Raw genomic sequence first — 24,554 nt, 5'->3', positions numbered from 1 at the left:
CTACGGAAAGCGAGCATGACAGCAACGTTCGTCGATTGGATTCATGGTACAGGACTTCACCACCCCATGTCCCTTTACACCGTTTTCTCTGGTTTCCGACGGACGACATAACCAAGAATTCCAGCAAGTAACGCAAGCCCTGCGGCGAATAGTACCGTCCACCCTGCCGTCTGTTGAGCGAACTCGAATAAGACGTCATTACGCCATTTCATCGCGAACTGAACGGATGAAGCTAGACTGACGATGAAGCTGATGACACCGATTGCGATCGCAAAAACGAACGGATCGATGATCGACTTGAAGCTGCGGATACTACAGACGAAGTAGATCGCAAACGTTACAAGCAACAGCACCCAGTACGCACTCTCACTGGAGACATTCGGTGGCGTCGCTCCTGCCGATTCCGCATCAATCGCTTGGATCGTCTGCCGCGCGACACCGTAATCAACAGGGTCGAGCTTCAATTGTGTTGCTGACAAATCCGGACGTTCTCCACCGAGTAACGTCAACAATTGTTCTGTCACCCGGTCCGTGTCGATTCCATCGACGACTTTTTGGATCGAGTCATTGAGCTGATCCGTTGAGGTCTCCCCGTTCAACATCGAGACGGGGATTTCCGCATTCGCTCCTAGGACGTCTGCTTGATACACGACTTGACCGCCGTGGATCCAGTCGTACATCCCGCCACTTCCGGCGTTCAGACTCGAGACGGTGAGTGCCGTCCGTAGTGAGGAATCACCGTCATATTCCGCTTCGTCCTGCACCGTAAAGACGAGTTGGAGCGTACTAGCGAGCATCAAAATCAGCAAGCTGGCACGTCCGGCAGCTGTCAGTCCGGATAACTTTTGCGGGAAGAACGCCATCCAACCAAGCAAACTGACGACGAGAAGCGGTAGGATCCCGCTCATCGCATAGTCGTCTTGTAACGAGAGGAATGGCACGTCGTTTCCGCGTCCAGCAAGGACGAACCAGATGATCCCGACCGTTAAGAAGAAACTAACCGATCGAATCGTCCACCCAAGACGACTTGCCTTAATCCGTAACACTAAAAATAACAGGACGATCAAACCGATGCCAAAAACGGAATAGAGTAACGTGCCGTAAGAGACATCGAACGTAAGTGGTGCGAGGACCTGTTTTAAGTCGATCCCAAACAACGATAAGACATCACCGGCAGAACTCGCGTCGAGTACCTGATTGATGATTCCTTCCCGGACCGCGCTCGGCATCGTGATCGACAGCCCACCGACGAACAGAAGCATCAATGACACCGTGATGTCTGCATCTTTCCAAGAGACGTCCGCCTGTTGCATCTGCGTCACGAGATCCTGATAGTCTGACGATGAGGTGATTTGTGAAGTCAAAAATGCCATCACACCATAGATGACACCGAAAAAGATGAGACCGACGAGGACGCCAAACAGGACATCCCAGACGGAAAACCGTCGTTGTTTCCTTTCTTGCCTTGACTCCATCCCATTTCCTCCTTTTCATGTCTGATGTTTGAATATTCCTGCTACAGCGAAACCAAAAACATCAAATTCATTCAACAGCCATTATATCCCACCTTTTCTCTGACTGTCCCCATCGATTTCCAAAACAAAAACCGGCTTCTCAGAGTGAGAAGCCGGTTGAACGATCAAGTGCCATGGTAATTTTTCTCTATTAGATACCTTCGTACGCTTGTTCCATGATCGTCCGTAACTCAGCGACAAGCGGCATCTTCGGATTCGCCGTCGTACATTGATCCTCAAAAGCATCGACCGCCATCTTGTCGAGTTTTGCCTCGAAGTCTGCTTTTTGAATGCCTTGCGCCTTGAATGACATCTTGATGTTGAGACGTTGTCCAAGATCAGCAACGGCTTGGATGAGGGATTCGACCCCTTGTTCCGTCGTTGCTGCCGGAAGACCGAGGTAGCGTGCGATGTCGGCATACCGCTCATCGGCGACGAATGATTCATATTTCGGGAATGCTGCTAGTTTCGTTGGACGTGACGCGTTATAGCGAATGACGTGTGGCATCAGGATCGCGTTCGTCCGTCCGTGTGGTGTGTGGAACTCGCCACCGATTTTGTGTGCGATCGAGTGGTTGATGCCGAGAAAGGCGTTCGCGAATGCCATCCCTGCCATCGTTGACGCATTGTGCACTTTTTCGCGTGCTTCGGCGTCTGATCCGTTAGCATATGCTCGTGGCAAGTAGTCGAAGATCATCTTGATTGCTTTCAGTGCCAGTCCATCCGTATAGTCGTTCGCAAGCACCGAGACGTATGCTTCTGTTGCATGTGTCAAGACATCCATTCCGGTATCAGCAGTGATTGAAGCTGGGACGGTCATGACGAATTCTGGATCAACGATTGCGACGTCTGGTGTCAATGCATAGTCAGCAATCGGGTATTTGACGTTTTTCTCTTTATCCGTGATGACGGTGAACGGTGTCACTTCTGAACCCGTACCAGAAGTCGTCGGAATCGCGACGAACTTCGCTTGACGACCGAGTGCCGGGAATTGATATGCCCGTTTGCGGATATCAAGGAATTTTTGACGTAAGTTCGAGAACGTTTCGTTCGGTTGTTCGTAGAAGAGCCACATTCCTTTCGCAGCATCCATCGCTGAACCACCACCGAGAGCGATGATCAAGTCAGGCTTGAAGTCACGCATCGCTTGAGCACCCGTCTGAACAGTCGTCACCGATGGATCCGGTTCGACCTGGTCGAAGATCCGGTAACTGACGGACTGTGGCAAGTTTTGAATCACTTTATCGGCATAACCGAACTGTACCATCGTTGGATCGGTTACAATCATGACGCGTGAAACGTCAGTCATCGACCGCAAGTACTGAACGGAGTTCTTTTCGAAGTAGATTTTTTCAGGGACCTTGAACCATTGCATGTTCACGCGTCGTCTCGCCACCTTTTTGACGTTGAGTAAGTGTTTCGCTGTTACGTTTTCAGATACAGAGTTTTTCCCGTATGATCCGCAACCGAGTGTCAATGATGGTGTCAACTCGTTGTACAGATCACCGATTCCGCCATGAGCAGATGGGCTGTTGACGAGGATCCGGCAGGCTTTCATGCGGAGTCCGAATGCTGTCATCAAGTCATCGTTCGTCGTATGAATGACGGCTGTATGACCGAGACCACCGATTTCAAGCATCTGTTCGGCAATCGTAAACGCTTCTTCGGTCGAAGCGACGCGATACGCACCGAGGACGGGACTGAGTTTCTCATGAGACAATGGTTCTGCCGCTCCGACGTGCTCGAGTTCTGCGACGAGCATGACCGTCGTTTCCGGAACATCGATGCCGGCTTTCTCCGCGATCCATGTCGCAGGTTTCCCGACGATGTCCGCGTTGACGGCACATGTATCGGTTTTGATGACGAGTGATTCGAGGCGTTGTTTTTCTTCCGGTGTACAGAAGTAACAACCGAGTGCTTCCATTTCTGCACGAACCGTCGCATAAATCTCTTGGTCGACGATGACAGCTTGCTCAGACGCACAGATCATCCCGTTATCAAACGTTTTTGAAAGAACGAGATCACTGACTGCCCGTTTGACTTTCGCAGACTGTTCGATGTAACACGGAACGTTCCCTGGTCCAACACCGAGTGCCGGCTTACCTGTTGAATACGCTGATTTGACCATTCCTGCTCCACCTGTCGCAAGGACCATGGCGATTTTTTCATGATTCATCAAGACTTTCGTTGCTTCAAGTGATGGTTCTTCCACCCATTGAATACAATCTTTTGGCGCCCCCGCTTTAATGGCTGCGTCACGGAGTGTTTTCGCTGCTTCGACGGAACACCGTTGTGCCGACGGGTGGAACGCGAAGACGATCGGGTTGCGTGTCTTGATCGCAATCAATGCTTTGAACATCGTCGTTGATGTCGGGTTCGTGACCGGTGTGACACCACAGACGACACCGACCGGTTCAGCGATATAGGTGATGCCATTTTGAACGTCTTCTTCGAGAATCCCGACCGTTTTTTCATGACGTAGACTATTGTAGATATATTCTGTCGCAAACATGTTTTTAATCATCTTATCTTCAAAGACACCGCGTCCTGTCTCTTCTGCTGCGAGACGCGCGAGTTCGACGTGCCGTTCGAGTCCGGCAAGTGCCATATCCCGGACGATCGTGTCGATTTTTTCTTGATCGAATGTCAGTAATTCTTGTAATGCACGTTGCCCTTTTTCAACGATTTGTCCAACTGCTTGTTCGACCGGTGTTGCCGTCGATTTTGTTTTTTCTTTCACAGCCATGAGTGGTTTCCTCCCTGTCGTGGAACGAATCTGAGTTTGATTTGCCAACCATTATGTCAGGAATGCCAAGCTGTTTTTCAATAGTTTGTGCTTTCCTTCACAAATCAATCATAACCCCTTTTTCCTGTTTTGTGCATGACCATCCTGTGAATTCCCTCACACCTTTGATAGCGTTTACAACTGTTGTAAATTCTTCTTTTTTATCGTTTTGCTTCATGTACATGGATGTGTGCGATTTGTCACACCTTGCATTTTCGTGACTTGATAGCCGTTTCATCATCTTGTATTCTGATATGGGGTACATATTAAGAGCTACCACTAAAGGAGGACACTTGAATGTCAGTTGTACAGGAAATGCTAGCCTTCAACGAGCGATTCGTCGCCGAAAAACAGTATGAACAGTTCGTCTCGGATAAGTTCCCAGACAAAAAGGTCGTCATCCTGACGTGTATGGATGCCCGCTTGACGGAGCTCCTCCCACACGCACTTGGTCTTAAGAACGGGGATGCGAAGATCATCAAAAATGCCGGTGCTATCCTATCGCACCCATTCGGCTCCGTTATGCGCTCGATTCTCGTTGCGTTGTATGCTCTTGGCGCTGAAGAAGTCGTCGTCATCGGTCACCACGACTGTGGCATGAGCACGATTGATCCTAACCACATGATCAACGAGATGAAGGATCGGGGAATCGACCAACAGATTCTTCATACACTCGAAGTATCCGGGGTTGATTTGAATCAATGGTTGCGTGGCTTCACGTCAGTTCAAGAAAGCGTCGCTCACTCAGTCAGCCTCGTGAAGAACCACCCATTACTGCCACCTGGGACGAACGTCCACGGACTCGTCATCGATCCAGGTACTGGTAAGCTTGACGTCGTCGATTGCTGATCACTCTCTATAGAAGAAACGCAAATAGAATTGGATGATTTACTCCGCTTTAAACTAAAGATAACGTGCCATCCTCTCTTACCGGAGAAGGATGGCACGTTTTTTCGTATGAGTCATTTTCAGTGATCAAAACGCTTCTCACTTCATGCTTCGGAGTATAACAGAATGTATCATTTTGTAGAGAGCTAATAAGCGTATCATTCATCTTTTGATTACGAGGTCAGACTTTTACTCTTGACAGCATTCCAACATGGCTGTAAGATACTTTAGTATAGTACAGTGATAACAAAAGAAAGTGTGGTTTTACTGAATGATAAACGCCGTATTGTTTGCCGTCTTTTTACTATTTATTTTAGCGATCTTCCGCGTCCACATCGTGCTCGCGATGGTCATCAGTGCGTTTGCCGGCGGTCTCGTCGGTGGTCTAGATTTAACTGAAACGACGAAAGCTTTTTCAGGTGGTCTTGGCGACGGGGCAGAAATCGCCCTGAGCTACGCGATGCTTGGTGCGTTTGCCGTTGCTCTCTCGAAAACGGGCTTACCGGACGCACTCGCGCACGCCTTGATTGAACGTTCACGAGGTAATGCAAGTGCCTCATCGGTCAAAAAGTTAAAAGGATTCATCTTGTTCGCGATTCTCTTGCTTGCGATCAGTTCACAAAATGCTTTACCAATTCACATCGCCTTCATTCCGATTATTATTCCGCCGCTTCTTGGTCTCTTTTCTCAGTTGAAGATGGATCGACGCCGGATTGCAATCATCATGACGTTCGGTCTCGTGACACCGTACATGTTCTTACCAGTCGGATTCGGAGACATCTATCTCAATCAGATTTTGTTGAAGAACCTGAAGGCAAATGGTCTTGATACAACGGGGGCATCCGTCATCGAAGCGATGGCGATTCCAGCACTCGGAATGGTCGTCGGTCTATTGATCGGTCTTTATACGTACCGGAAAGAGCGGACATATGAAATTCGTGATATCGCCCCGGACGATTATGAAATCCCGGTTATCACGAAAACGAAACTTGCTTTAAGTGGTGTCGTCGTCATCGCGACATTGATCGTCCAGCTGCAAACAGAATCAATGATTCTCGCTGCAACAACTGGTTTGATCCTCTTCTTGCTGCTTCGTCTTGTTCGTTTCAGTGAAGCAGATGACGTCATTACACGCGGTATGCGCATGATGTCATTCATCGGTTTCGTCATGATTTCAGCGAACGGCTTCTCGAACGTCTTGCGTAAGACGGGCGATATCGAGCCACTCGTCGAGAATTCGAAAGCGTTGATGGGCGATTCACAACTCGTTGCCGCCTTCGTCATGCTCTTGATTGGTCTTCTCGTCACGATGGGGATCGGCTCGAGTTTCTCGACCGTTCCGATCATCGCTGCCATCTTCGTTCCACTTTGTATCCAGTACGGATTCAGCTTAGAAGCGACGATTGCGATCATCGGTACAGCCGGTGCGCTCGGTGACGCGGGTAGTCCTGCGTCAGACTCGACACTCGGACCAACGAGTGGTTTGAATGCCGATGGTCAGCACGATCACATGCGAGAAACGGTCATTCCGACGTTCCTGCATTACAACATTCCATTACTCATCTTCGGTACGATCGCTGCGGTCGTATTATAAAAACAAGACGGATTCGCTGTCATCGCGAATCCGTCTTTTGAATTGTCTCCGTTTTTTTCCTTTTCATTTTGTCCTCGGTTCTCTAAAATAAAGGAATGAACTGATACAAAGGAGTTGTCTAACGTGTTATCTCAAGTCGTCAACCAGGTTTTACTTTCGCTTGCCGATCTCGGATATTTCGGCATCGCCCTCGGGTTGATGATTGAAATCATACCGAGTGAAATCGTCCTCTCTTACGGTGGATTCATGATTTCCCAAGGAACGATTGGCTGGCCGCTTGCCGTCGTCGCTGCCGTCATCGGTGGGTTATTCTCGCAATTATTCTTATATTGGTTCGCTCGATACGGTGGCCGTCCATTGATCTTGAAGTACGGAAAGTATGTTTTGATCTCAGAGCACCACTTGGATTTAGCCGAGCGTTGGTTCTTAAAGTACGGACAAGGTGTCATCTTCGGAGCCCGTTTCATCCCCGTCGTTCGTCATGCCATCTCGATTCCGGCAGGTCTTGCTAAGATGGATCAAACGAAGTTCTCCCTCTATACGGTGCTTGCGATCATTCCATGGTCGATCTTGTTCCTGTATCTTGGTGAAACGCTCGGAACGAACTGGCGCTCGATCAAGGAAGTGGCAGCACCGTATACGAACGGTGTCTTAATCGCTGCCGTTGTCTTGATCATCTTCTACGTCATCTACAAACGCCGTCAACGAACGGTTTGAACAACTAGCAGTCTGTCTTGTGACGGACTGCTTTTTTAAACAAACAGGAGGTCCTGCCATGCACACATCCCCACTTGCTCATTTTCCACTCCGTCGTTTGACTGCATCCTATCGGAATGGTAATCCGGTCGCGACCGGTATTAGTGTCGACGGACACATCCTACTCGTCGAAGAGACATTGGATGAAGCGCGTGGTCGTACGGTTTTATCGATCCATCAATTAAAGGACGAGTGGCGTAAGACGACGATCGTCGCTCAGTCAGAAACCGATTTCTCGTTTGTTGATCGTTTTCCGGACGGTCGGCTCCTGCTCGTCGCCTCACGCTGCGATGACGACATCGACGGCTCCTGGATGCCGAATGCATTCATTTATGATGTTCAAGGGCACTTACTCGATAGCTATTGTCTCGACGATGGGATTCAGAACGTTCAAATCGATGAACAAGGTCAGATCTGGGTCAGTTATTTCGATGAAGGCATTTATGCGGACGCGATGACGAGTTCAAACGGAGCGTTTGGTCTCGTTGCCTTCAACGATCGTGGTGAGGTTCAGTATAAGAATCGTCAATATCCAATCGATGACTGCTACGCTCTAAACGTTTGTTCGTCAAAGGAAGTCTGGTTTTTCTATTATTCCGATTTTCGCTTCGTCCGTATCAGTCAAGAGGATTTAGTCTGTGAAGCACCAACGATTGCTTTCTCCCAGTTTGCTCGCCATGGTGAATACCTTCTCGCTGCCGATCATGAGGATGTCCAATTATTACAGCGGGATGAGACGATCTTTCAGCCGATTCGCTCGATTCGATTCGTGTCTGAACAGGGTGAAATCCTGTCAGGTGAACTTACAATGCGTCAAGATCTGATCGTTTTATCCACCTCGAATCAGTTATTTTTCGGTAAGTTGGAACGACACCTCCCGGCTTTGATTGCCAACGAATGAAAGCTGTTACACAATCGTTTCATGAATTTCTGATTTTTGAAAACCTCATTTCAAATTTTCAAAAAGACTAGCCGAGTTCTATCTGAGGATAGTATACTCAGCGTTATAGTTATTCGGACGAATTGTCTGAACATTATGACGTCACAGAATTTTTTTGGGGGAAATGATGAGTTCGAATTTGAAACGAGATTTAACAGCACGACAGGTACAAATGATTGCACTCGGAGGAACGATCGGGGTCGGTCTTTTCCTTGGAGCATCGAGTACGATTGCTTGGACGGGACCATCCGTCTTACTCGCGTACATGCTAGCAGGAGTCTTTATCTTTTTCATCATGCGGGCACTTGGTGAGATGGTCTACACCCATCCTCACAGTGGTTCGTACGCAAAGTTCGCAAACGACTATATCCATCCAGCAGCTGGTTTCTTGACAGCAAGCAGTAATATCTTCAACTGGGTCGTCGTCGGGATGAGTGAAGTCATCGCCGTCGGAACCTATCTACGCTTCTGGTGGCCGGAGCTACCGACTTGGATTCCAGGCGTCGTCGTCATCATTCTCTTGACGCTCGCGAACCTCGCTTCCGTCAAGATGTTCGGTGAACTCGAGTTCTGGTTCGCCTCAATCAAGGTAATAACGATTCTTCTGATGATCGTCGCTGGATTCGGCATCATCTTCTTTGGTCTAGGGAATGACGGAAATCCGGTCGGCTTCTCGAATCTTTGGGCGAACGGTGGATTCTTCACAAATGGTTTCACCGGCTTCTTTTTTGCGCTCTCGATCGTCTTCGCCTCTTATATCGGTGTTGAGTTGATCGGCGTGACAGCTGGAGAAACGAAAGATCCAGAGAAGAACATTACGAAGGCGATCAATGGTGTCGTCTGGCGAATCTTGATTTTCTACGTCGGATCCATCTTCATCATCGTCACGGTGTATCCGTGGAATGAGTTGTCGGATCTCGGTAGTCCGTTCGTTGCGACATTCGCTAAGGTCGGTGTCACGATTGCTGCCGGTATCATCAACTTCGTCGTCATCACGGCCGCTTTATCCGGTTGTAACTCCGGGATCTTCAGCGCAAGCCGGATGATCTATGCATTGGCTGAAAAAGGACAAGTGCCGTCCTTCTTCTTAAAGGTCAACAAACGCGGCATTCCATTCTACACGGTCTTCGCGATTTCAATTGGGATTTTCTTCGGTGTCATTCTTGATATCACCTTGCCACTCGTTCTCGGGAAGGATACGAACATCTTCGTGTATGTCTACAGTGCTTCGGTACTACCAGGGATGGTACCGTGGTTCGCGATTTTAATCAGTCATATCCGGTATCGTAAACTCGAAAGTGAACGGACAGCCTCACATCCGTTCAAGATGCCCGGTGCGCCAGTGACGAACTATCTATCAATCGTCGCGCTGGTGACAGTGCTCATCGGGATGTTGTTCAACGATGAGACACGCGTCTCGATCTTAATCGGAGTCGCTTTCTTGATCTTAAGTACCGTCTATTACATCGTAAAAGTACCGAAAATCGAAAAATAAACGTCTGTCTCTCCTCTCATGACCGCATGAGAGGAGTTTTTTGATGGAGATGATTTTCTATATTGACATTGAATAATATTCATGATAGATATTTTTTCACGAACGCTTAAACCCTTAAGACGTCGTAACATTCTTGATTTCAATGCGTAAAGCCGTATTTCATCTACTATTTTTCTAATAAATAGATAAATTTTCAGAATAAATAGTCTTTTTATTTGAAGTGCATTTTCATGTTTCGAGTTCGTTTGAGCGGGAATATTCTCACCATACACATAATATTTCATGTGTAGAACAATCACGTTAAAACAATTTAACGGCAGAAAGGAGAGATGTAATATGAACGGATTCAATCGTTTCCTACTCGTTCTGATCGGCATTCTCGGTTTAGTCAGCGTCGGTCTTCTTGTACTTGGCGTCTATGATGTTCCACGACTCAGTCCTTTGATTGAACAGTGGCAAGATCAACAATGGTATAGCTACACGATTTTATCACTTGGTGGCTTCCTAGCATTCGTATTTGTCATTCTATTATTCACTGGACTACTCAGTCGTTCAAAAGGACAACGTCTCCTGATTCAAACGGGTGACGGGAATATCACGATCTCTAAGCAAACGATCGAACGAGCGGCACTCGAGTCGATTCGCGGTATCAACGGCGTACGTTCGCCACGCGTCAACGCAGACATTCACTCGAAAAAAGAAACCGTCGCGCTTGAAGTCGACTGTTCCGTCTTCGGTCAAGAAGGCTTGCCGACAATCGGAAAAGACATTCAAGAACGCGCCAAGAACGCGGTCGAATCATTGCTCGAATTACCTGTCACAAAAACACGCGTCCGGATCAGTGATACGAAGACAAAAACGTCTGAACGCGTCGTCTAAGACACGAGAGGAGGAAGATCATGAGAACGAGCGAAGCACTTCGTCCGTATCGCTACCGTCTACTCGGCGGGCTAGTCGGACTAATCCTCGCCACCTTGTTCTTGACGATTGGTTTTGGACCGACGTTGTTGATCATCGTATTCGCAACAATCGGTTACTTGATCGGTCAGTGGCGGGATAACGCGCTCGATGTCGAAGGATGGATTCAGTTCTTTCAACGGGATTGAGCATACAGAAAATAAAAAATCACTTAACTTACACTAAAAGGAGAGATTTCTCATGGCTAACGAAATCAACACTAAACAAAACGAAAACGAAGTAGTACGCGAAAATAAACTCACATTCGAAGATCAAGTCATTAAGAAAATCGCCGGTATCGCATCAAATGATGTCAAAGGCATCCTCTCAATGAGTGGTGGCTTCATGAGTGGATTGACAGATCGTTTCCGGAGCACGGAAGATATCACAAAAGGCATCGACGCGGAAGTCGGCGAACGACAAGTCGCACTCGACTTAAAAGTCATCGTCGAGTACGGCAAAAACATCCCGTCCATCTTCCAAGACGCTGTAACGAAAATTAAAAAATCAGTCCATGATATGACAGGACTCGATGTCATCGAAATCAATATGCATGTCGAAGATGTCATGACACGTTCTGAGTTCGACGCAAAAAGCAAATCGTCGAAAGAAGAGGAAGAAAAACGCGATTTGAAATAAGACAATCAACTAGATAGCCACATGAAATGGACCCACTTAAAAACGGGTCCATTTTTTTACTTTTTCAACGCTCCGCGTGCGTTCAACGCAGCAAAGATCACCATCGCAATGCTGAGAACAGCAGCGACGATCAAACCTTGCCAATAAACCGACCAATCAATCTCCGAACGGGTTAACACACTGCGCATCCCTTCCATGATATAGGTCGTCGGATTGATCGTCGCAGCAATCTTGAGCCATTCGGCTTCAATCAAGTCTTTCGGCACAAACGTCGTCGACAGGAAAATCAGCGGAAAGAATAAGAGCGTTCCGGCTTGAGCGGCTTGCGCATTCCGTGTCTTCAAAGCGACACCGACCGAGTAACCGGCAAAGGCGAGTCCAAATCCGAGCGCGAGTAAAATCGTCAAGAAAAAGCCGCTGACACCGACTGGAATCGATAGACCAAGCAAGAATGCCATTCCGAAGATGAGTAATGTTTGAACGAATAATTGCAGCATCCCGGCAAGCATCGGTCCGAGAACGATCGCGGTTCGCGAGACGGGTGTCAATAAGAGTCGTGCGAAGTAACCACTCTCGATATCCTTGACGAGTGCTTGACCGGCTCCCCCGGCTCCACCAACAGCACCCGAGACGATCGAAACAGGCAAAATGAAGTTCAAATAATCGACGCCGTCGAACTGCGGTAAATTCGAGATTCCAGACAAACCACTCGTGTAGACGAGCAGGAAGAAGACACTGATGATCAAATTCGGAATGAAGGAAAACGGATTACGTAACGTGACGAGTAGACTCCGACGCATCAAAAACCACGTTTCCCGTATCATGTCACGATTCCTCCTTATAAGCTTGTCCCGTTAAACGAATGAAGACATCATCAAGCGACGGTTGTTTGACGACCAGTGACGTCGCAACCATCTTCCGTTCGTCGAGAAAACGGACGACCGCGCGCAGTGTCTCCGTTCCCCGCGAAGGAATGACGAGGCGATCCTTTTCCTGACGACCGGCAAACGTCTCTAAGACGATTCGTTCGTTCTCTTTTTCCGCAAGTGTCAATTCAATCCGTTCTTCTCCGTTTGCTGCCTTCAGCTCAGCTGCCGTTCCTTCGGCAATCAATTGTCCCTCATTGATGATCGCGATTCGGTCGGCTAGCTGATCGGCTTCTTCCAAGTACTGTGTCGTCAAAAAAATCGTTGTTCCGAACTCTTCGTTTAATCGTCGGACCTCGTTCCATATTTGTACACGGCTCGCGGGGTCGAGTCCTGTCGTTGGTTCGTCAAGGAACAAAACAGTCGGTTGATGGACGAGCGTCAACGCCAGATCAAGCCGTCGTTTCATCCCGCCGGAGTAAGTACCCGATCTGCGCTTGCCGTCTTGATCGAGTCCGACGAGCTGCAACAATTCCTCTGCCCGTGTTTTTGCTTCCGTCTGACTTAATCCAAATAATTTTCCCTGTAAGACGAGTAATTCAAGCCCGGTCAAATCTTCATCGATGCCGGTATCTTGCAAGGCGACCCCAATTTGCAATCGGACCTGTTTTTCCTGTTTGACGACATCAAATTCCTGAATCGTCGCCCGACCTCCGGAAATCGGAATCAACGTCGTCAGCATCTGGACGGTCGTCGATTTCCCAGCCCCGTTCGGTCCAAGAAAGGCAAAAATCTCCCCTGCCTGAACGTCGAACGAAATGCCTTTGACGACATCCTTCCCATCGTACGTCTTCGTCAAGTTCTCGACATGAATCATCTTCATTCCTTCTTTCCCTGAATTCCAAGTCATGTCCAAGATTTTCCCGTTTTTTCTGTTCTCGAATCAAAAAAAGACACCTGATTCGGTGCCTTGATTCACTCTATAGCTATTACGCAACAATCTGATACACACCATACAAGACGCTGGCAGATACCACGAGCGTTGTGACGATCGACACCAGCATCACCGTTAATCCGACTCCTTTTAATCGAACGGTTCGGGCTAACGCAAGACTAAACGAAAGCACTGCACCATTTGTAAATATAAGCGCCCCTCCGAGTAACAACGTAGGATTAATCCATGACTCTCCGATGACAATCCATGCGTAAGTGATGCCGGCAAAAAGAACGGTCATGATGAGCCATTGCCTCGCTGACACGTTTTTCAACATATTAATTCCTCCTAATTTGCTTCTACATACTAGTTCGCCCTTTCCCATTAGATTCCTGTTACGAAAAAATCGTGCCTCCTGCTGTCAGGAGACACAATCTACTTAAGACGCTACTTGCCATTTTTCTTTTAATTGCTCCATCTCTTCTTGACCTTCGTGCGATTGCATCCACAGATTGAAGACATCAACAACGTCCCCTTCCGACTCTCGAACGAGGTAACTCTTCTCCGCCGGAATCCATTTTTCTTGAATTCTTGGTGCTGCGAGTCGCTTGTCGAGCGCTTCATAATGAATCGCCTCGACCGTATCGGTGATCATGACATCGACTTCACCTGAGGCAACCGCGTGCGGGATATCGAGGTTTTGTTCATACATGACGATGTTCGCCTTCGTGAACGTCTTACGGACGAATTGTTCATTCGTTCCTCCTGGATTTAGACCAATCGTCACGTCTGGACGATTGATTTGTTCGATCGAAGCAAGACGTTTAGCATCTTCTTTACGGACGAGCGGTGTCTTTTGGAACGACAGATAGCTCGATGTGAAGTCGCCGATGATCTCGCGCTCGATGTTCTTCGTCACGCCCCCGACGACCATATCGAATTTCCCGCTAGCAAGATCAGCAGATAGCGTCGGCCATGTCGTCGGGACGAATTCGACATCGATACCGGTCGTCTTCGCGAAAGAACGGATCACTTCGATATCGAATCCTTCGTACTCGTTCGTCTTCCGGTTCAAGTACGTGAATGGTTTGTAATCCCCAGTCGTTCCGACGACGATTTTTTTCGTCGCAAAGACATTCTTCGCTTGTACACGTCGTGGTTGTTCCGATTGCCATAGCGTCAGTAAGCTCGCAAACAGGACGCCACCTCCGACGACGATCCATCCCCATTTACTCATGTGCTCCCGCTCCTTTCGCTCCGACCGTCTCACGCGTCGAGACGATGTTCCATTTTTTCTTTAGTTGTTCAACCTGTTCTTGCCCCTCTGCACTTTCAATCCAGACCCGGAAAACATCTCCAAGCTGTTTTTGATTTGGTTTCATCAAATATGCCATCTCGGCTGGTTCCCACGCCTCTGTCAGTTTCGGCACCGCAAGATCGAGTTCTGTCGCGTAATGCAACGCCTCGATGTCGTCCGTCACCATGACATCGACTTGTCCGCTTTTTACGGCTTTTGGAATGTCCAAGTTGTTCTCAAAGACGGTCACATCTGCCTTCGGAAAATGCTTCTTTACGAACGCTTCGTTCGTTCCACCCGGATTGACACCGATTTTGACTGCTGGATCATTGATTGCAGCGAGCGAATTCAAGCGTTCGACATCTTTCTTCTTTACGAGCGGTGCTTTTTGAAAGGAGAAATACGACGATGTAAAGTCTCCGACGACCTCGCGCTCGACTTTCTTCGTGATGCCACCGACAGCGATATCAAACTTTCCTGATTTCGTATCCTCCGATAATGTCGGCCATGTCGTCTTGACGAACGTCACGTCAAGATTTGCTGCTTTGGCAAACGCTTGGATGACATCGATATCAAAGCCTTGATAACGATTCCGTTCCTCGTTCCAGTATGTAAAGGGCTTATAATCCCCCGTCGTCCCGACGACCAGCTTGTGGTCTTCGAAGATGTCATGTGCTTTGGCATCCGTCTGTTGATTCCAAATCATCCAAGCGGCAACGCCTGTCAAAACAAGTCCTGCCAGTAGCCATGGTTTCTTTCTCATCGTATCTCTCCTTTCTATTTCGTTGTTGCCCATTCACCGAATATTGCTACAATTTAACCTAAATGATTTTCGGTGTGGGTAATAGTCATTATCCTACCACACTTACACGTGATTTCAAGATAATTTGACGATTTTATGCATAAAAGCGTTAAAAAGATGTTTTGATGACGGTTACAGTTCTACAAGTCGTCTCTCTTTACAGAATCCCCTCGTCTTTTCCATACTGAAACAGAATCATCAAATCGTGAAATGGAGGAATGGAACATGAGTCAGATTTTCATCATTGGTGCAAATGGTAAAGTAGGTCGTCACGCTGCTCGCTTACTGCAGGATTCGGAGCACGATGTCAAAGTAGGATTACGTTCCAAGGACCAGTTCAGTGATTTTGAGAAATTAGGTCATACCCCGGTCCATCTCGATCTTGAAGCGGACGTCGCGACGATCACCGATGCATTACAAGGATCAGATGTCGTCATCTTTACGGCAGGATCCGGCGGTCACACGGGTGCGGACAAGACGATGCTGATCGACTTCGACGGTGCCGTCAAATCGATCGAAGCAGCGGAAGCAATCCATGCAAAACAGTTCATCATGGTCAGTGCCTTGAATGCCGATTCGCCGGAAACATGGTCCGACAGCATGAAGCCGTATTACATTGCAAAACGCTACGCGGATCGTGTCCTGAAGGAGTCGTCACTCAACTACACGATTCTTCGCCCAGGCGGATTGTCGGATGAAGCCGGAACAGGAAACGTCACGACGGATCCGTCCGAGCAAGCAACTAAAAAAATTCCGCGTGAGGATGTCGCACGCGTCATTCTAGCTGCAATCGGTCACGACAAGGCGTCGAAGCAAGTCGTCACATTACTCGAAGGTGACATACCAATCAACGAGTTATTCTAATACAAAAACTCACGTCTCCATTTCCGAGACGTGAGTTATTTTTGATCAAAATTAATCATTCGTATAGTTGGCGGTACATCACGAGCATCGTCTCACCAATCACGGGTAACGACGCCGGAATGTCTATCCAGTGTTGGGTACCGTGATCAAAATACAGCCCTTCCGTACGCATCTTCTCTTTTGAGTTGATCTCATCGAACTCGAGAAACATATCCAGCTCATCATCCGCGTTCTGAAAGTCGTCCCACGGTCCGGGACCAAAATAAAAGAGTAGTCCTTCCGCATCGTAGCCAGCAAGCTCGTTCAATGCCCATTCCAAATGCGCTTCAGACTTGGCAGATGCCCTGACGGAGTCAGCTAGTGTTTGATGAATTCCAAATGCTTTTCCACTAAGCAAGTGACGTTGCTGATCCCATTCCCAGATGTTTTTCCAGCGTTGCATGAAAATGCCAAACCGATATGCTTGTGTTGCTTCATCCCGTTCTCGCACGTCATATGACCAGGAAATCTTCTCTCCACTGATCCACATACTTACGTGAAAATTCCCCTCACGCGCTTCGTCATCTTGTAAAGAAGACCATTCTGATTGCTGTTGTTCTAGATACGTGAACAACGGAAGTCGGTCTCCCGCTTTTTCTTCAAACTCAAATTCAAATCGCTCGATACGGTTCAAAACATCTTCACCCCTTGTCTCACTCAATCACAAAGTCGATTCCAATCGGTCCTTCCACCGGAATCTCGTGAAGCAACTCATACTTTTGATTCGTTATGAGCAGTTTCCCTTTATCCGGGTTTTCAGGGTCAAATTCGATGAAGTATGATTTTTTCGTCTTGAGATGAATATATAAGTACTTGTACCATTTGTCTGCTTGCCAAAATTTCGGTTTAATTTCCTGGACCGAGAACGATTGACCGAACGTCCATTTGACTAGGATGTGGCGATCCCGATTTTGATTATCACGAGGAAATTGTTGAACGACTTGAATCCCTTGTGTTGCATCAATCATTCGAATCGGATCGGTACTATCAAAATTCGTATTCTGAAGAAACGGATAATATCGCTCGGTTTGTTCCCCTGCCTCATTAATCCGAATCATCCAGCCATCCGTACTAGCGAAGTATGCCGTATCATCCTTTCCATAAAGTGCTGAGTATGCATATGGCTCATCTCTTTTACGATATATGACTGGTTTTTCAGTCCGCTTATCCAAAAAAATCATCGCTGCTTTTTCTTCTTGTTCATCTTCGCTACCAATACTGGCATACGCTAAATGCTGCTTCAATTCAATCATCATCGAGTTTCCTGGTTCGAATCGCGCAGGCGTCTCATAGTTTTCTTTTGTATCAAAATTAGAAAAGGTATGTGAAAAGCCTGTTCCTTGAGACGAGCGCTGCGTACCGGTTTTATATGAATTCAACGTCTTGAACCATGTATCTGTCCCAAAGTGTTTGATCGATTCCATCATGGGATCGTGCTTGAAATACGTCACATGATGTTGAACAAACCGTCGTTTCGTAAAATCGAATGTATGAAAGTGATTCGGATATCCTGCGCCAGAGGCATACAACACATTCGGCGTACTCGTTTTTTGCACAAGCGTCATGTTCGTGATTGCAGGATCATAGACCTGTCGTTCGTTTACTACCTGTCCTTTCATGTTGATCGTGACAATCGAACTGTAAGCAAGTTCAGGATCATTCGTTTTCCATTGTCCCTGTCCTGGATAGACCAACATCAAGGTATTTTGTTGAGGGCTAAAATCGATGGCTGTAATCGAAGAACGTGGTAGGACAGTTGCGTTTGCGCGATCCTGTTGCACTTTCATCCAGGTCGCTAAAAGGATACTTCCACTGACAAAAAACACTAGACTAAAAAAGATCCGCTTTTTACGGATAGACTTATCCATTCGATTCATGACTCCTTAACTTGTTGATTTAAACAATTACTTCTATCTAGTTATACACTGTTTGATTGATGTATTACGTCTTTCTTACAACACTGTTAGACGAATTGACCAACTTTCTAAACTTCACTTCTTTTTTAATACCAAATATTTTGAACAATCTACTGTAACTTTTAATGATGTATTAAGCTTTTCTGTTTTACGCGATTTGCCAACAAAAAAACGTGATAATCCCTAAATGAATAGGATCATCACGCTATATTGTTCGATTTTATGAAAAGCATTTTTTAATATGTTGATAGTTCTTGTTCCCACCTGATAAGTTGCATACATCCGTAAATCCAAGGTTTTTCAAGACATTTTGCGCAGCATTCCCCGTCACGCCTTTGTTGCAGTAGACGATCGTCGGTAACGTCGGATCCAATTCCTTTGCGCGTGTCCGCAGTTCACCAAGCGGAATATGGATCGCTCCATCAACATGATTTTTTTCAAATTGTGCTTTCGAGCGTGTATCGATGATTTGGAACGACTTCCCATTCGCGACTTGGTCAATTAATTCGTTCGGTGTCATCAAACGCGCTGTTTTTTTGATGGCATTATCGAGTGCCATTCCCGTATAGAGAACGGGATCCTTCGTCGTCGCGAACGGTGGAGCGTAAGCTAAGTCGAGATGGAATAAATCCTCTGCCTTCGCTTTAAAGGTGATCGCTGTCGCTAGGACATCAATCCGTTTGTCGACACCTTGCGGACCTACGATCTGGGCTCCGAGAACTCGCCCTGTTGCCCGATCGGCAATCGCTTTGATCGTCATCTCTTTCCCACCCATGTATTCCGGACGATCTGGTTTGATGTTATGCAAGACTTCGATGTCATACCCTGACTCACGCGCTTCTTTTTCCGTCAAACCCGTCTGAGCGACAGTCAAATCGAACGCCTTGAAGATACCTGTCCCCAAGATACCACGGTGCTCCGCTTCCTCACCCGTAATGACCATGCCGGCAATCCGTCCCATCTTGTTCGCTGTTGAACCAAGCGGACGATAAAGTGCTTCACCCGTGATGACGGAGAAACTCTCTGCGACATCGCCGACTGCGTAGACATCGGCTACATTCGTCTGCATGTGACGGTTGACTGCAATCGCTCCTGTTTTACCAAGCTCTACGCCGATCTGCTTCGCAAGACCCGTGTTCGGCTTGACGCCAACAGATAAAATGACGAGATCCGTCTCGATCGTTTTTCCACTCTCAAGCGCGACCTCAGAAATACGTTCTTCTCCGTTGAACGCTGTCACGGATTCGCCAAGCAAGAGGGATACCCCTTTATCTTTCAAGTGATCCGCTACGCGTTCTGCCATATCGCGATCAAGTGGCGGCATGACTTGCGGCAAGCGTTCGACGAGCGTGACTTGAATGCCCCGATACGTCAATTGCTCTGCCATCTCGAGTCCGATGAATCCTCCGCCGACAATCGTTGCTGTCTTCGGATCGTGAGCATCAATGTAGGACCGGATCGCGTCGGCATTGCGGACATTTCGAACCGTAAAGACATTCTCATGTTCAACGCCTGGAAGTGGTGGAATGATACTTGAAGCACCGGTTGCCAGCACTAACGTATCATACGTGTCCGTGAAACGATCCCCTGTCAGGAGATTGACGATCGTCGCCGTTTTTGTCGCATGATCAATCGATTCGACTTCGTGTTGTGTATGAATATCGATGTTATATCTTTTTTTAAAGAAAGCGGCATCGCGCGGTGTCAATTCGTCGATGTCAGCGATCTCCCCACCGACGAAGTAGGGAATCCCACAACCTGAATACGAGATGTCCTGATCCCGATCATAAATCGTAATTTGCAACTCTTCACTGTTACGACGTGCTTTTGCTCCTACTGATGTTCCCGCAGCAACTGAACCAATAATCATCAATTTCATCTCTAGTTCCTCCTTAAAAATCAATAAAGTATCAAGCTGATATACAAGCCAAGCAATGTGATGGCAAGTGTCGGGATCGTCAGAATCGTTCCGATTTTAAAGTATTGACCCCAACCAATCTTCACGCCTTTCGTCCGAAGCACGTGTAACCAAAGTAATGTCGCTAAACTACCAATCGGCGTGATCTTCGGTCCCAAATCGGATCCGATGACGTTCGCATAGATGAGCGCTTCTCGAATCGTTCCAGTCGCCTGGCTCAAATCGATCGCAAGGGCATCGATCATGACGGTCGGCATGTTATTCATGATGGACGACAAGATGGCAGCCAAGAAGCCCATACCAAATGTCGCGGCTGCTAAATTCGTCGCAAAGCCATCAATGATGTCAGCGAGAACTTGTGTCAATCCTGCATTTTGAAGTCCGTAGACGACGATGTACATTCCAAGTGAGAAGAAGACGATCGCCCACGGTGCACCACCGATGACCTTTTTCGTCGGTACGCTCGGTGAACGACGTGCCATCAATAAGAAGAACAAGGCGATGATTCCAGCGACAAGACTGACTGGAATGCCGATGACGTCACTCGTAAAGTATCCGACGACAAGCAAGATGAGTACGAACCAAGATAACTTGAACATCCGTTGATCCTTGATCGCTGTCGCGGGTGCGACGAGTTGCGCGACATCATAATTCTTCGGAATACTTTTTCGGAAATAGAGATACAAGACGATCAGACTACCGATGACGGAAAAGAGATTGACGAATACCATTCGTGACGCATACTCCGTAAACCCGATGTTAAAGAAGTCTGCTGAGACGATGTTGACGAGGTTCGAGACGACGAACGGTAAACTGGCCGTATCGGCAATGAATCCGGAAGCGAATACGTAGGCTAACACGACATAATCCGGAAGTTTCAAGTGACGAACCATCGCGAGGACAATCGGTGTCAGGATCAAGGCTGCCCCATCGTTCGCGAATAAAGCCGCAACGACAGCACCGAGCAATGTCATGTATACGAATAGTTTGACACCACCACCTCGTGCGATTCGCGCCATGTGGAGTGCCGCCCATTCGAAGAATCCGATCTCATCAAGAATCAATGAGATGATGATCAGGGCGATGAACGTAAAGGTGGCATTCCAGATGATGCCCCAGACAGTCGAAACATCATCGAGGTTGACGACTCCCGTCAATAGCGCAACGAGCGCCATTCCCATTGCGGAGTAACCGATGCCGAGTCCTTTCGGTTGTTTAATGATTAAGAATAAGGTGATCAGAAAAATTCCGATCGCTAGTAAATGTGTACCGGTCAATGCGTTCACTTCATTTCTGTATTAAATTTCGAGTGGTTCTGTTAACGATTCGCCAATCTTGAACGTGTCATCAAGAATGGAATATCGTCTCGATTCCAATGCCTTGCTCGTGCTAATCCATTTCATCCACGGTGTGTGTCCTTAGCAACTTCTGTCCGGGATGTCCGGAGTGTCCATTTCTTCTAAAATCGTCAATAACAACTTGTGTTGCGGGTGATCTGGATTGATTCGAAAATAAATCCATTGTCGTTCACGTCGTTCCAAGATGAGATGGGACTGACGCAATAATTTTAGATGACGACTGACTGCAGGTTGCGAAATATCAAACATTTCGACGAAATCACAGACACAATGTTCCCGAACGTGTAGTCTTCGCAAAATTTCAAGACGTGTTCCATCGCTCAGTAGCTTTAAGAACTGACTCATCTCTTCTACCCGTTTTGCTGTCTCGATCACTGGAGAGTCCTCCTTTCTCTTAAACGTATAATCCATGCCTGATACAGGAGCGAATTTATCTTTTTCGCTTTTCACATAACCATATTATTATATAACATTTTTGTTATGCAATGATTTTTTCATAAATCTATCTCAAATAAAAAAATCGCCATCCCATTCGATGACGATTCTTCTTATATTCTTCATGCAACAACACGTTGTGCTTGTCGTTGCTCCCTCCAACTCAGCACTAAGCACGTTATGATAAAACTACCGAAACAAAGCAGGGATAAATGCAACACTTGCGTACCGATGGATCCATTCATGAATAACAATCGACTGAATCCAGCCACGGCATTCGGAACAGGTAAGAACGTTCCGAGGGATTGATAAAACGGTGCCAGCATCTTCGCCGGCACGATGTTTCCGGCAGTCATCAACTGGAACGGAATCAATGCGACATTGACGAGAGGTGCAATCGGTCCAAATATCGCAAAGTTCATCTGCGTGACGGCGATACAGGTCGCGACGACAAGGAGCTCGAACGCCCACAGTTTGATGAATGGTGTCGTGATGTCCGTTAATACATGAGCCATGGAAACGAGCAGTAATGGAACGACCAGAAGAACGATCCCGTGCAACAGTTGGCGACTCCAAAATAGCGACCAGATCGAATGACGCTTACTTAAGATCGTACTGACAAGATTGAATTGAATCCCCATCGTCATCGTCGCGATATAGATGACGAACCCGAGGACGAGTGGCAGCATCGACAAGGCAAAATCCGAGACGGCATGCTCCGTGACGATCGATGTCGTAAACGTTGGCTCACCATTCAACTGTTTGCCGATCGTTTCCGTTGCCCGCTCGAGAATCGCATTCGCGAATTCGGCATTCGTCTGGCTGACGTGTGCCGTCAGTTGACGCGTTGCATCATCCTTTTGTAGAACGAGATCGACTTCATTGGCATCGAGTGCTTCCAATCCTTTCACTTCGGTCGAAAGTGCTTGGACCGTGAACGGTGCTTCCTTTAGTGATTTGACGAACGGGTCATTCACTTCGCCAACGACACCGACGTTCAATTGATCGAGCCGTTCCGTCGTTCCTTCGTAACCGGTCATCCAAACGACGAGGAACAAGAGCGGGACGACGATTGCGAAGACGAGCCCCACTTTCGTTTGTGTCATTGACCAGACATCTTTCCATGCTTTCATATTACAATCTCCTTTTACATGCATTACTTATAATATCACGTGCAACTATATATCCGAAGGAAAACCATTCACGTCACATTCCGGTGAATGGTCTCAAGTGTATCTTTTAATTGCTCGATTTGCTCTCGTGATAGTCCACGGAACGCTTCGAGTTGTAGCTGATCGAGCTCTGGCCCGAGGCGATCGACGATGTCGCGTCCTTCTCGTGTCATCAAGAGCAGAACCGCTCGTCGGTCCCGGGGGTCCGGCGTCCGAACGATTAGTTCTTTTTTACCGAGCTTATCCAGAATCTTACCGATCGTCGTTTGATCACGTTCTGTCACGAATGCCAGCTGCTTTTGCGAAACACCATCTTGTTTAGCGAGTTCGCTCAGGACAGAAAACTGCTCTGGTGTCAGACCGAACGCTTCCATCCGTTTAGCAGCAGCACGTTTGAACGCATAATAACTACGGGATAATTGCATTCCAAGCGACCATTCCGATTCTTTCATCCCATCATCTCCATATAGTTGCACTACTTATTATTTATTCACTATACCTGAAGTAGAACAAGTCCGTCAACGGTCTCATTTTGCCTGGCGTTGACGAATCCCATCGATATGCGCTTGTTGCGTGGCACGATCGACTTGTGAATGAACCCCGAGTTTCCCTGCAATCGTATCGACTTGACTTGGTGTCAATGGCTTTCCAGTCGCGAGTTTCTCGATCGTCTTACGTAAGACGTTTCGTTTCAAGACACGGACATGCGCTGAATCGACCGTGATTTTTTTGAGTTCACAGCGTTCGCTGAAAACGATCAAGGAGTGAAAGAGCGCAGGATCCGTTCCTTCTAAGAAGCGTTGCATGCTTTTGAGATGCCCTTCATTTTGTTTGATCGGATTATAAAACCGTTGTTTGAAGCGATTCTGGAACTGCTGCGTCCACTGACGGTCTTGCTCGCGTCCGAAAATCCACCCGCTGTAGTTTTTCGATTCGAGTACATAGATGCCACTTTCATGAATGAACGTCACATCAATCTCCGTCGTTCCTTCTCCACGCGCACGTGGTAAGTATGTATTAAAGACATAAGTGCCGTATCCGGAAACTTGATCGAGTTGACGTGTCGTCAAGTACTCACCCCATTTTCCTTTATCACGAACGATCCGCAAAAACGGTTCGCGCGTTAAACGATAATAACGACTACTGTGATACGAACTGCGCTTTACAAAGAAAAACAGACCAAACGTTCCGAAGAAGAACAGCACCATGATCAGTCCGATTTGAATCAAGAATGGTAAAAATGTCACTAACACATTGTCCACTAGATTTATCTCCTTTCCATATTAACCCTTTATTTTCCACTATATCAGCATAATCAATTTCCACCTCATTTTCCACTATTTGTTATGGAGACTATCCTATGGTACGGTGAAACAAAGGAAGGT

General features: G+C 47.3%; 24 protein-coding genes. 9 read left to right on the top strand and 15 right to left on the bottom strand.

Annotated elements, in window-relative coordinates:
• Positions 1-74: 74 nt before the first annotated feature.
• A complete protein-coding gene (locus AC3B4V_RS02805) occupies positions 75-1,475 on the bottom strand; it encodes a hypothetical protein (protein WP_488377679.1) in 1,401 nt (466 codons plus the stop codon).
• 190 nt (positions 1,476-1,665) lie between these two features.
• Positions 1,666-4,260, bottom strand: coding sequence for a bifunctional acetaldehyde-CoA/alcohol dehydrogenase (gene adhE / locus AC3B4V_RS02800; RefSeq protein WP_411211724.1), 2,595 nt, complete (start codon positions 4,258-4,260; stop codon positions 1,666-1,668).
• A gap of 336 nt (positions 4,261-4,596) precedes the next feature.
• Here adhE and AC3B4V_RS02795 point away from each other — a divergent pair, with 336 nt between their 5' ends.
• The 8 genes from AC3B4V_RS02795 (at position 4,597) to AC3B4V_RS02760 (ending at position 11,568) form a co-directional block, all read left to right on the top strand.
• On the top strand, positions 4,597-5,148 hold the full coding sequence (locus AC3B4V_RS02795) for a beta-class carbonic anhydrase (protein ID WP_035397969.1): 552 nt from the start codon (positions 4,597-4,599) through the stop codon (positions 5,146-5,148).
• Positions 5,149-5,461: 313 nt separating this feature from the next.
• Positions 5,462-6,781, top strand: coding sequence for a Na+/H+ antiporter family protein (locus AC3B4V_RS02790; RefSeq protein WP_488378218.1), 1,320 nt, complete (start codon positions 5,462-5,464; stop codon positions 6,779-6,781).
• A 123-nt stretch (positions 6,782-6,904) separates the two neighbouring features.
• Entirely contained in the window at positions 6,905-7,498 is a 594-nt protein-coding gene (gene uptA / locus AC3B4V_RS02785; protein WP_488377678.1) for an undecaprenyl phosphate transporter UptA, read from the top strand.
• Between the two features lie 58 nt (positions 7,499-7,556).
• Positions 7,557-8,438 (top strand): hypothetical protein, encoded by an 882-nt coding sequence (locus tag AC3B4V_RS02780; RefSeq protein ID WP_488377677.1) that lies wholly within the window; start codon positions 7,557-7,559, stop codon positions 8,436-8,438.
• 163 nt (positions 8,439-8,601) lie between these two features.
• Positions 8,602-9,972, top strand: coding sequence for an amino acid permease (locus tag AC3B4V_RS02775; RefSeq protein WP_488377676.1), 1,371 nt, complete (start codon positions 8,602-8,604; stop codon positions 9,970-9,972).
• A 336-nt stretch (positions 9,973-10,308) separates the two neighbouring features.
• Entirely contained in the window at positions 10,309-10,851 is a 543-nt protein-coding gene (gene amaP, locus AC3B4V_RS02770; protein WP_488377675.1) for an alkaline shock response membrane anchor protein AmaP, read from the top strand.
• A 20-nt stretch (positions 10,852-10,871) separates the two neighbouring features.
• A complete protein-coding gene (locus AC3B4V_RS02765) occupies positions 10,872-11,078 on the top strand; it encodes a DUF2273 domain-containing protein (RefSeq protein ID WP_488377674.1) in 207 nt (68 codons plus the stop codon).
• A gap of 52 nt (positions 11,079-11,130) precedes the next feature.
• Positions 11,131-11,568, top strand: a complete 438-nt coding sequence (locus AC3B4V_RS02760) for an Asp23/Gls24 family envelope stress response protein (protein WP_050677037.1) — start codon at positions 11,131-11,133, stop codon at positions 11,566-11,568.
• Between the two features lie 56 nt (positions 11,569-11,624).
• On the opposite strand, the gene AC3B4V_RS02755 is transcribed toward AC3B4V_RS02760, so the two are convergent.
• From AC3B4V_RS02755 to AC3B4V_RS02735, 5 genes are all read right to left on the bottom strand, one after another.
• Entirely contained in the window at positions 11,625-12,392 is a 768-nt protein-coding gene (locus AC3B4V_RS02755) for an ABC transporter permease (RefSeq protein ID WP_488377673.1), read from the bottom strand.
• Position 12,393: 1 nt separating this feature from the next.
• Positions 12,394-13,344 carry an ATP-binding cassette domain-containing protein gene (locus AC3B4V_RS02750; protein WP_488377672.1) on the bottom strand — a complete coding sequence of 317 codons (951 nt, stop codon included), beginning with the start codon at positions 13,342-13,344 and terminating at the stop codon, positions 12,394-12,396.
• 79 nt (positions 13,345-13,423) lie between these two features.
• Complete coding sequence (locus AC3B4V_RS02745; RefSeq protein WP_488377671.1) at positions 13,424-13,705, bottom strand: hypothetical protein; 282 nt, start codon at positions 13,703-13,705, stop codon at positions 13,424-13,426.
• Between the two features lie 102 nt (positions 13,706-13,807).
• On the bottom strand, positions 13,808-14,605 hold the full coding sequence (locus AC3B4V_RS02740; RefSeq protein ID WP_058705140.1) for a transporter substrate-binding domain-containing protein: 798 nt from the start codon (positions 14,603-14,605) through the stop codon (positions 13,808-13,810).
• The gene (locus AC3B4V_RS02735) at positions 14,598-15,428 is read right to left on the bottom strand and encodes a transporter substrate-binding domain-containing protein (protein WP_350468596.1); all 831 of its coding nucleotides are present in this window, start codon (positions 15,426-15,428) and stop codon (positions 14,598-14,600) included. The genes AC3B4V_RS02740 and AC3B4V_RS02735 overlap by 8 nt, the downstream gene beginning before the upstream one ends.
• 264 nt (positions 15,429-15,692) lie before the next feature.
• Here AC3B4V_RS02735 and AC3B4V_RS02730 point away from each other — a divergent pair, with 264 nt between their 5' ends.
• Complete coding sequence (locus tag AC3B4V_RS02730) at positions 15,693-16,331, top strand: SDR family oxidoreductase (protein WP_488377670.1); 639 nt, start codon at positions 15,693-15,695, stop codon at positions 16,329-16,331.
• Positions 16,332-16,386: 55 nt separating this feature from the next.
• On the opposite strand, the gene AC3B4V_RS02725 is transcribed toward AC3B4V_RS02730, so the two are convergent.
• The 8 genes from AC3B4V_RS02725 to AC3B4V_RS02690 all read right to left on the bottom strand — a co-directional run bounded on the left by AC3B4V_RS02725 (position 16,387) and on the right by AC3B4V_RS02690 (position 24,422).
• A complete protein-coding gene (locus AC3B4V_RS02725; RefSeq protein ID WP_488377669.1) occupies positions 16,387-17,031 on the bottom strand; it encodes a hypothetical protein in 645 nt (214 codons plus the stop codon).
• The gene (locus AC3B4V_RS02720) at positions 17,024-18,157 is read right to left on the bottom strand and encodes a hypothetical protein (RefSeq protein WP_488377668.1); all 1,134 of its coding nucleotides are present in this window, start codon (positions 18,155-18,157) and stop codon (positions 17,024-17,026) included. Before AC3B4V_RS02720 ends, AC3B4V_RS02725 begins: the two co-directional genes overlap by 8 nt.
• Positions 18,158-18,506: 349 nt before the next feature.
• Complete coding sequence (locus AC3B4V_RS02715; RefSeq protein WP_488377667.1) at positions 18,507-20,165, bottom strand: FAD-dependent oxidoreductase; 1,659 nt, start codon at positions 20,163-20,165, stop codon at positions 18,507-18,509.
• A 20-nt stretch (positions 20,166-20,185) separates the two neighbouring features.
• The gene (locus tag AC3B4V_RS02710) at positions 20,186-21,490 is read right to left on the bottom strand and encodes an arsenic transporter (RefSeq protein WP_050677027.1); all 1,305 of its coding nucleotides are present in this window, start codon (positions 21,488-21,490) and stop codon (positions 20,186-20,188) included.
• Positions 21,491-21,622: 132 nt separating this feature from the next.
• Complete coding sequence (locus AC3B4V_RS02705; RefSeq protein ID WP_029341347.1) at positions 21,623-21,937, bottom strand: ArsR/SmtB family transcription factor; 315 nt, start codon at positions 21,935-21,937, stop codon at positions 21,623-21,625.
• 182 nt (positions 21,938-22,119) lie between these two features.
• Positions 22,120-23,130 (bottom strand): ABC-2 transporter permease, encoded by a 1,011-nt coding sequence (locus tag AC3B4V_RS02700; protein ID WP_149427106.1) that lies wholly within the window; start codon positions 23,128-23,130, stop codon positions 22,120-22,122.
• 68 nt (positions 23,131-23,198) lie between these two features.
• On the bottom strand, positions 23,199-23,621 hold the full coding sequence (locus AC3B4V_RS02695) for a MarR family winged helix-turn-helix transcriptional regulator (protein ID WP_064300135.1): 423 nt from the start codon (positions 23,619-23,621) through the stop codon (positions 23,199-23,201).
• Between the two features lie 75 nt (positions 23,622-23,696).
• Positions 23,697-24,422 (bottom strand): nuclease-related domain-containing protein, encoded by a 726-nt coding sequence (locus AC3B4V_RS02690; protein ID WP_235147635.1) that lies wholly within the window; start codon positions 24,420-24,422, stop codon positions 23,697-23,699.
• Between the last annotated feature and the right edge of the window lie 132 nt (positions 24,423-24,554).

This window comes from Exiguobacterium sp. E17S, assembly GCF_057772545.1.
Note: the sequence above shows the minus strand (reverse complement) of the source record. Positions and strands in the feature narration are given on the sequence as shown.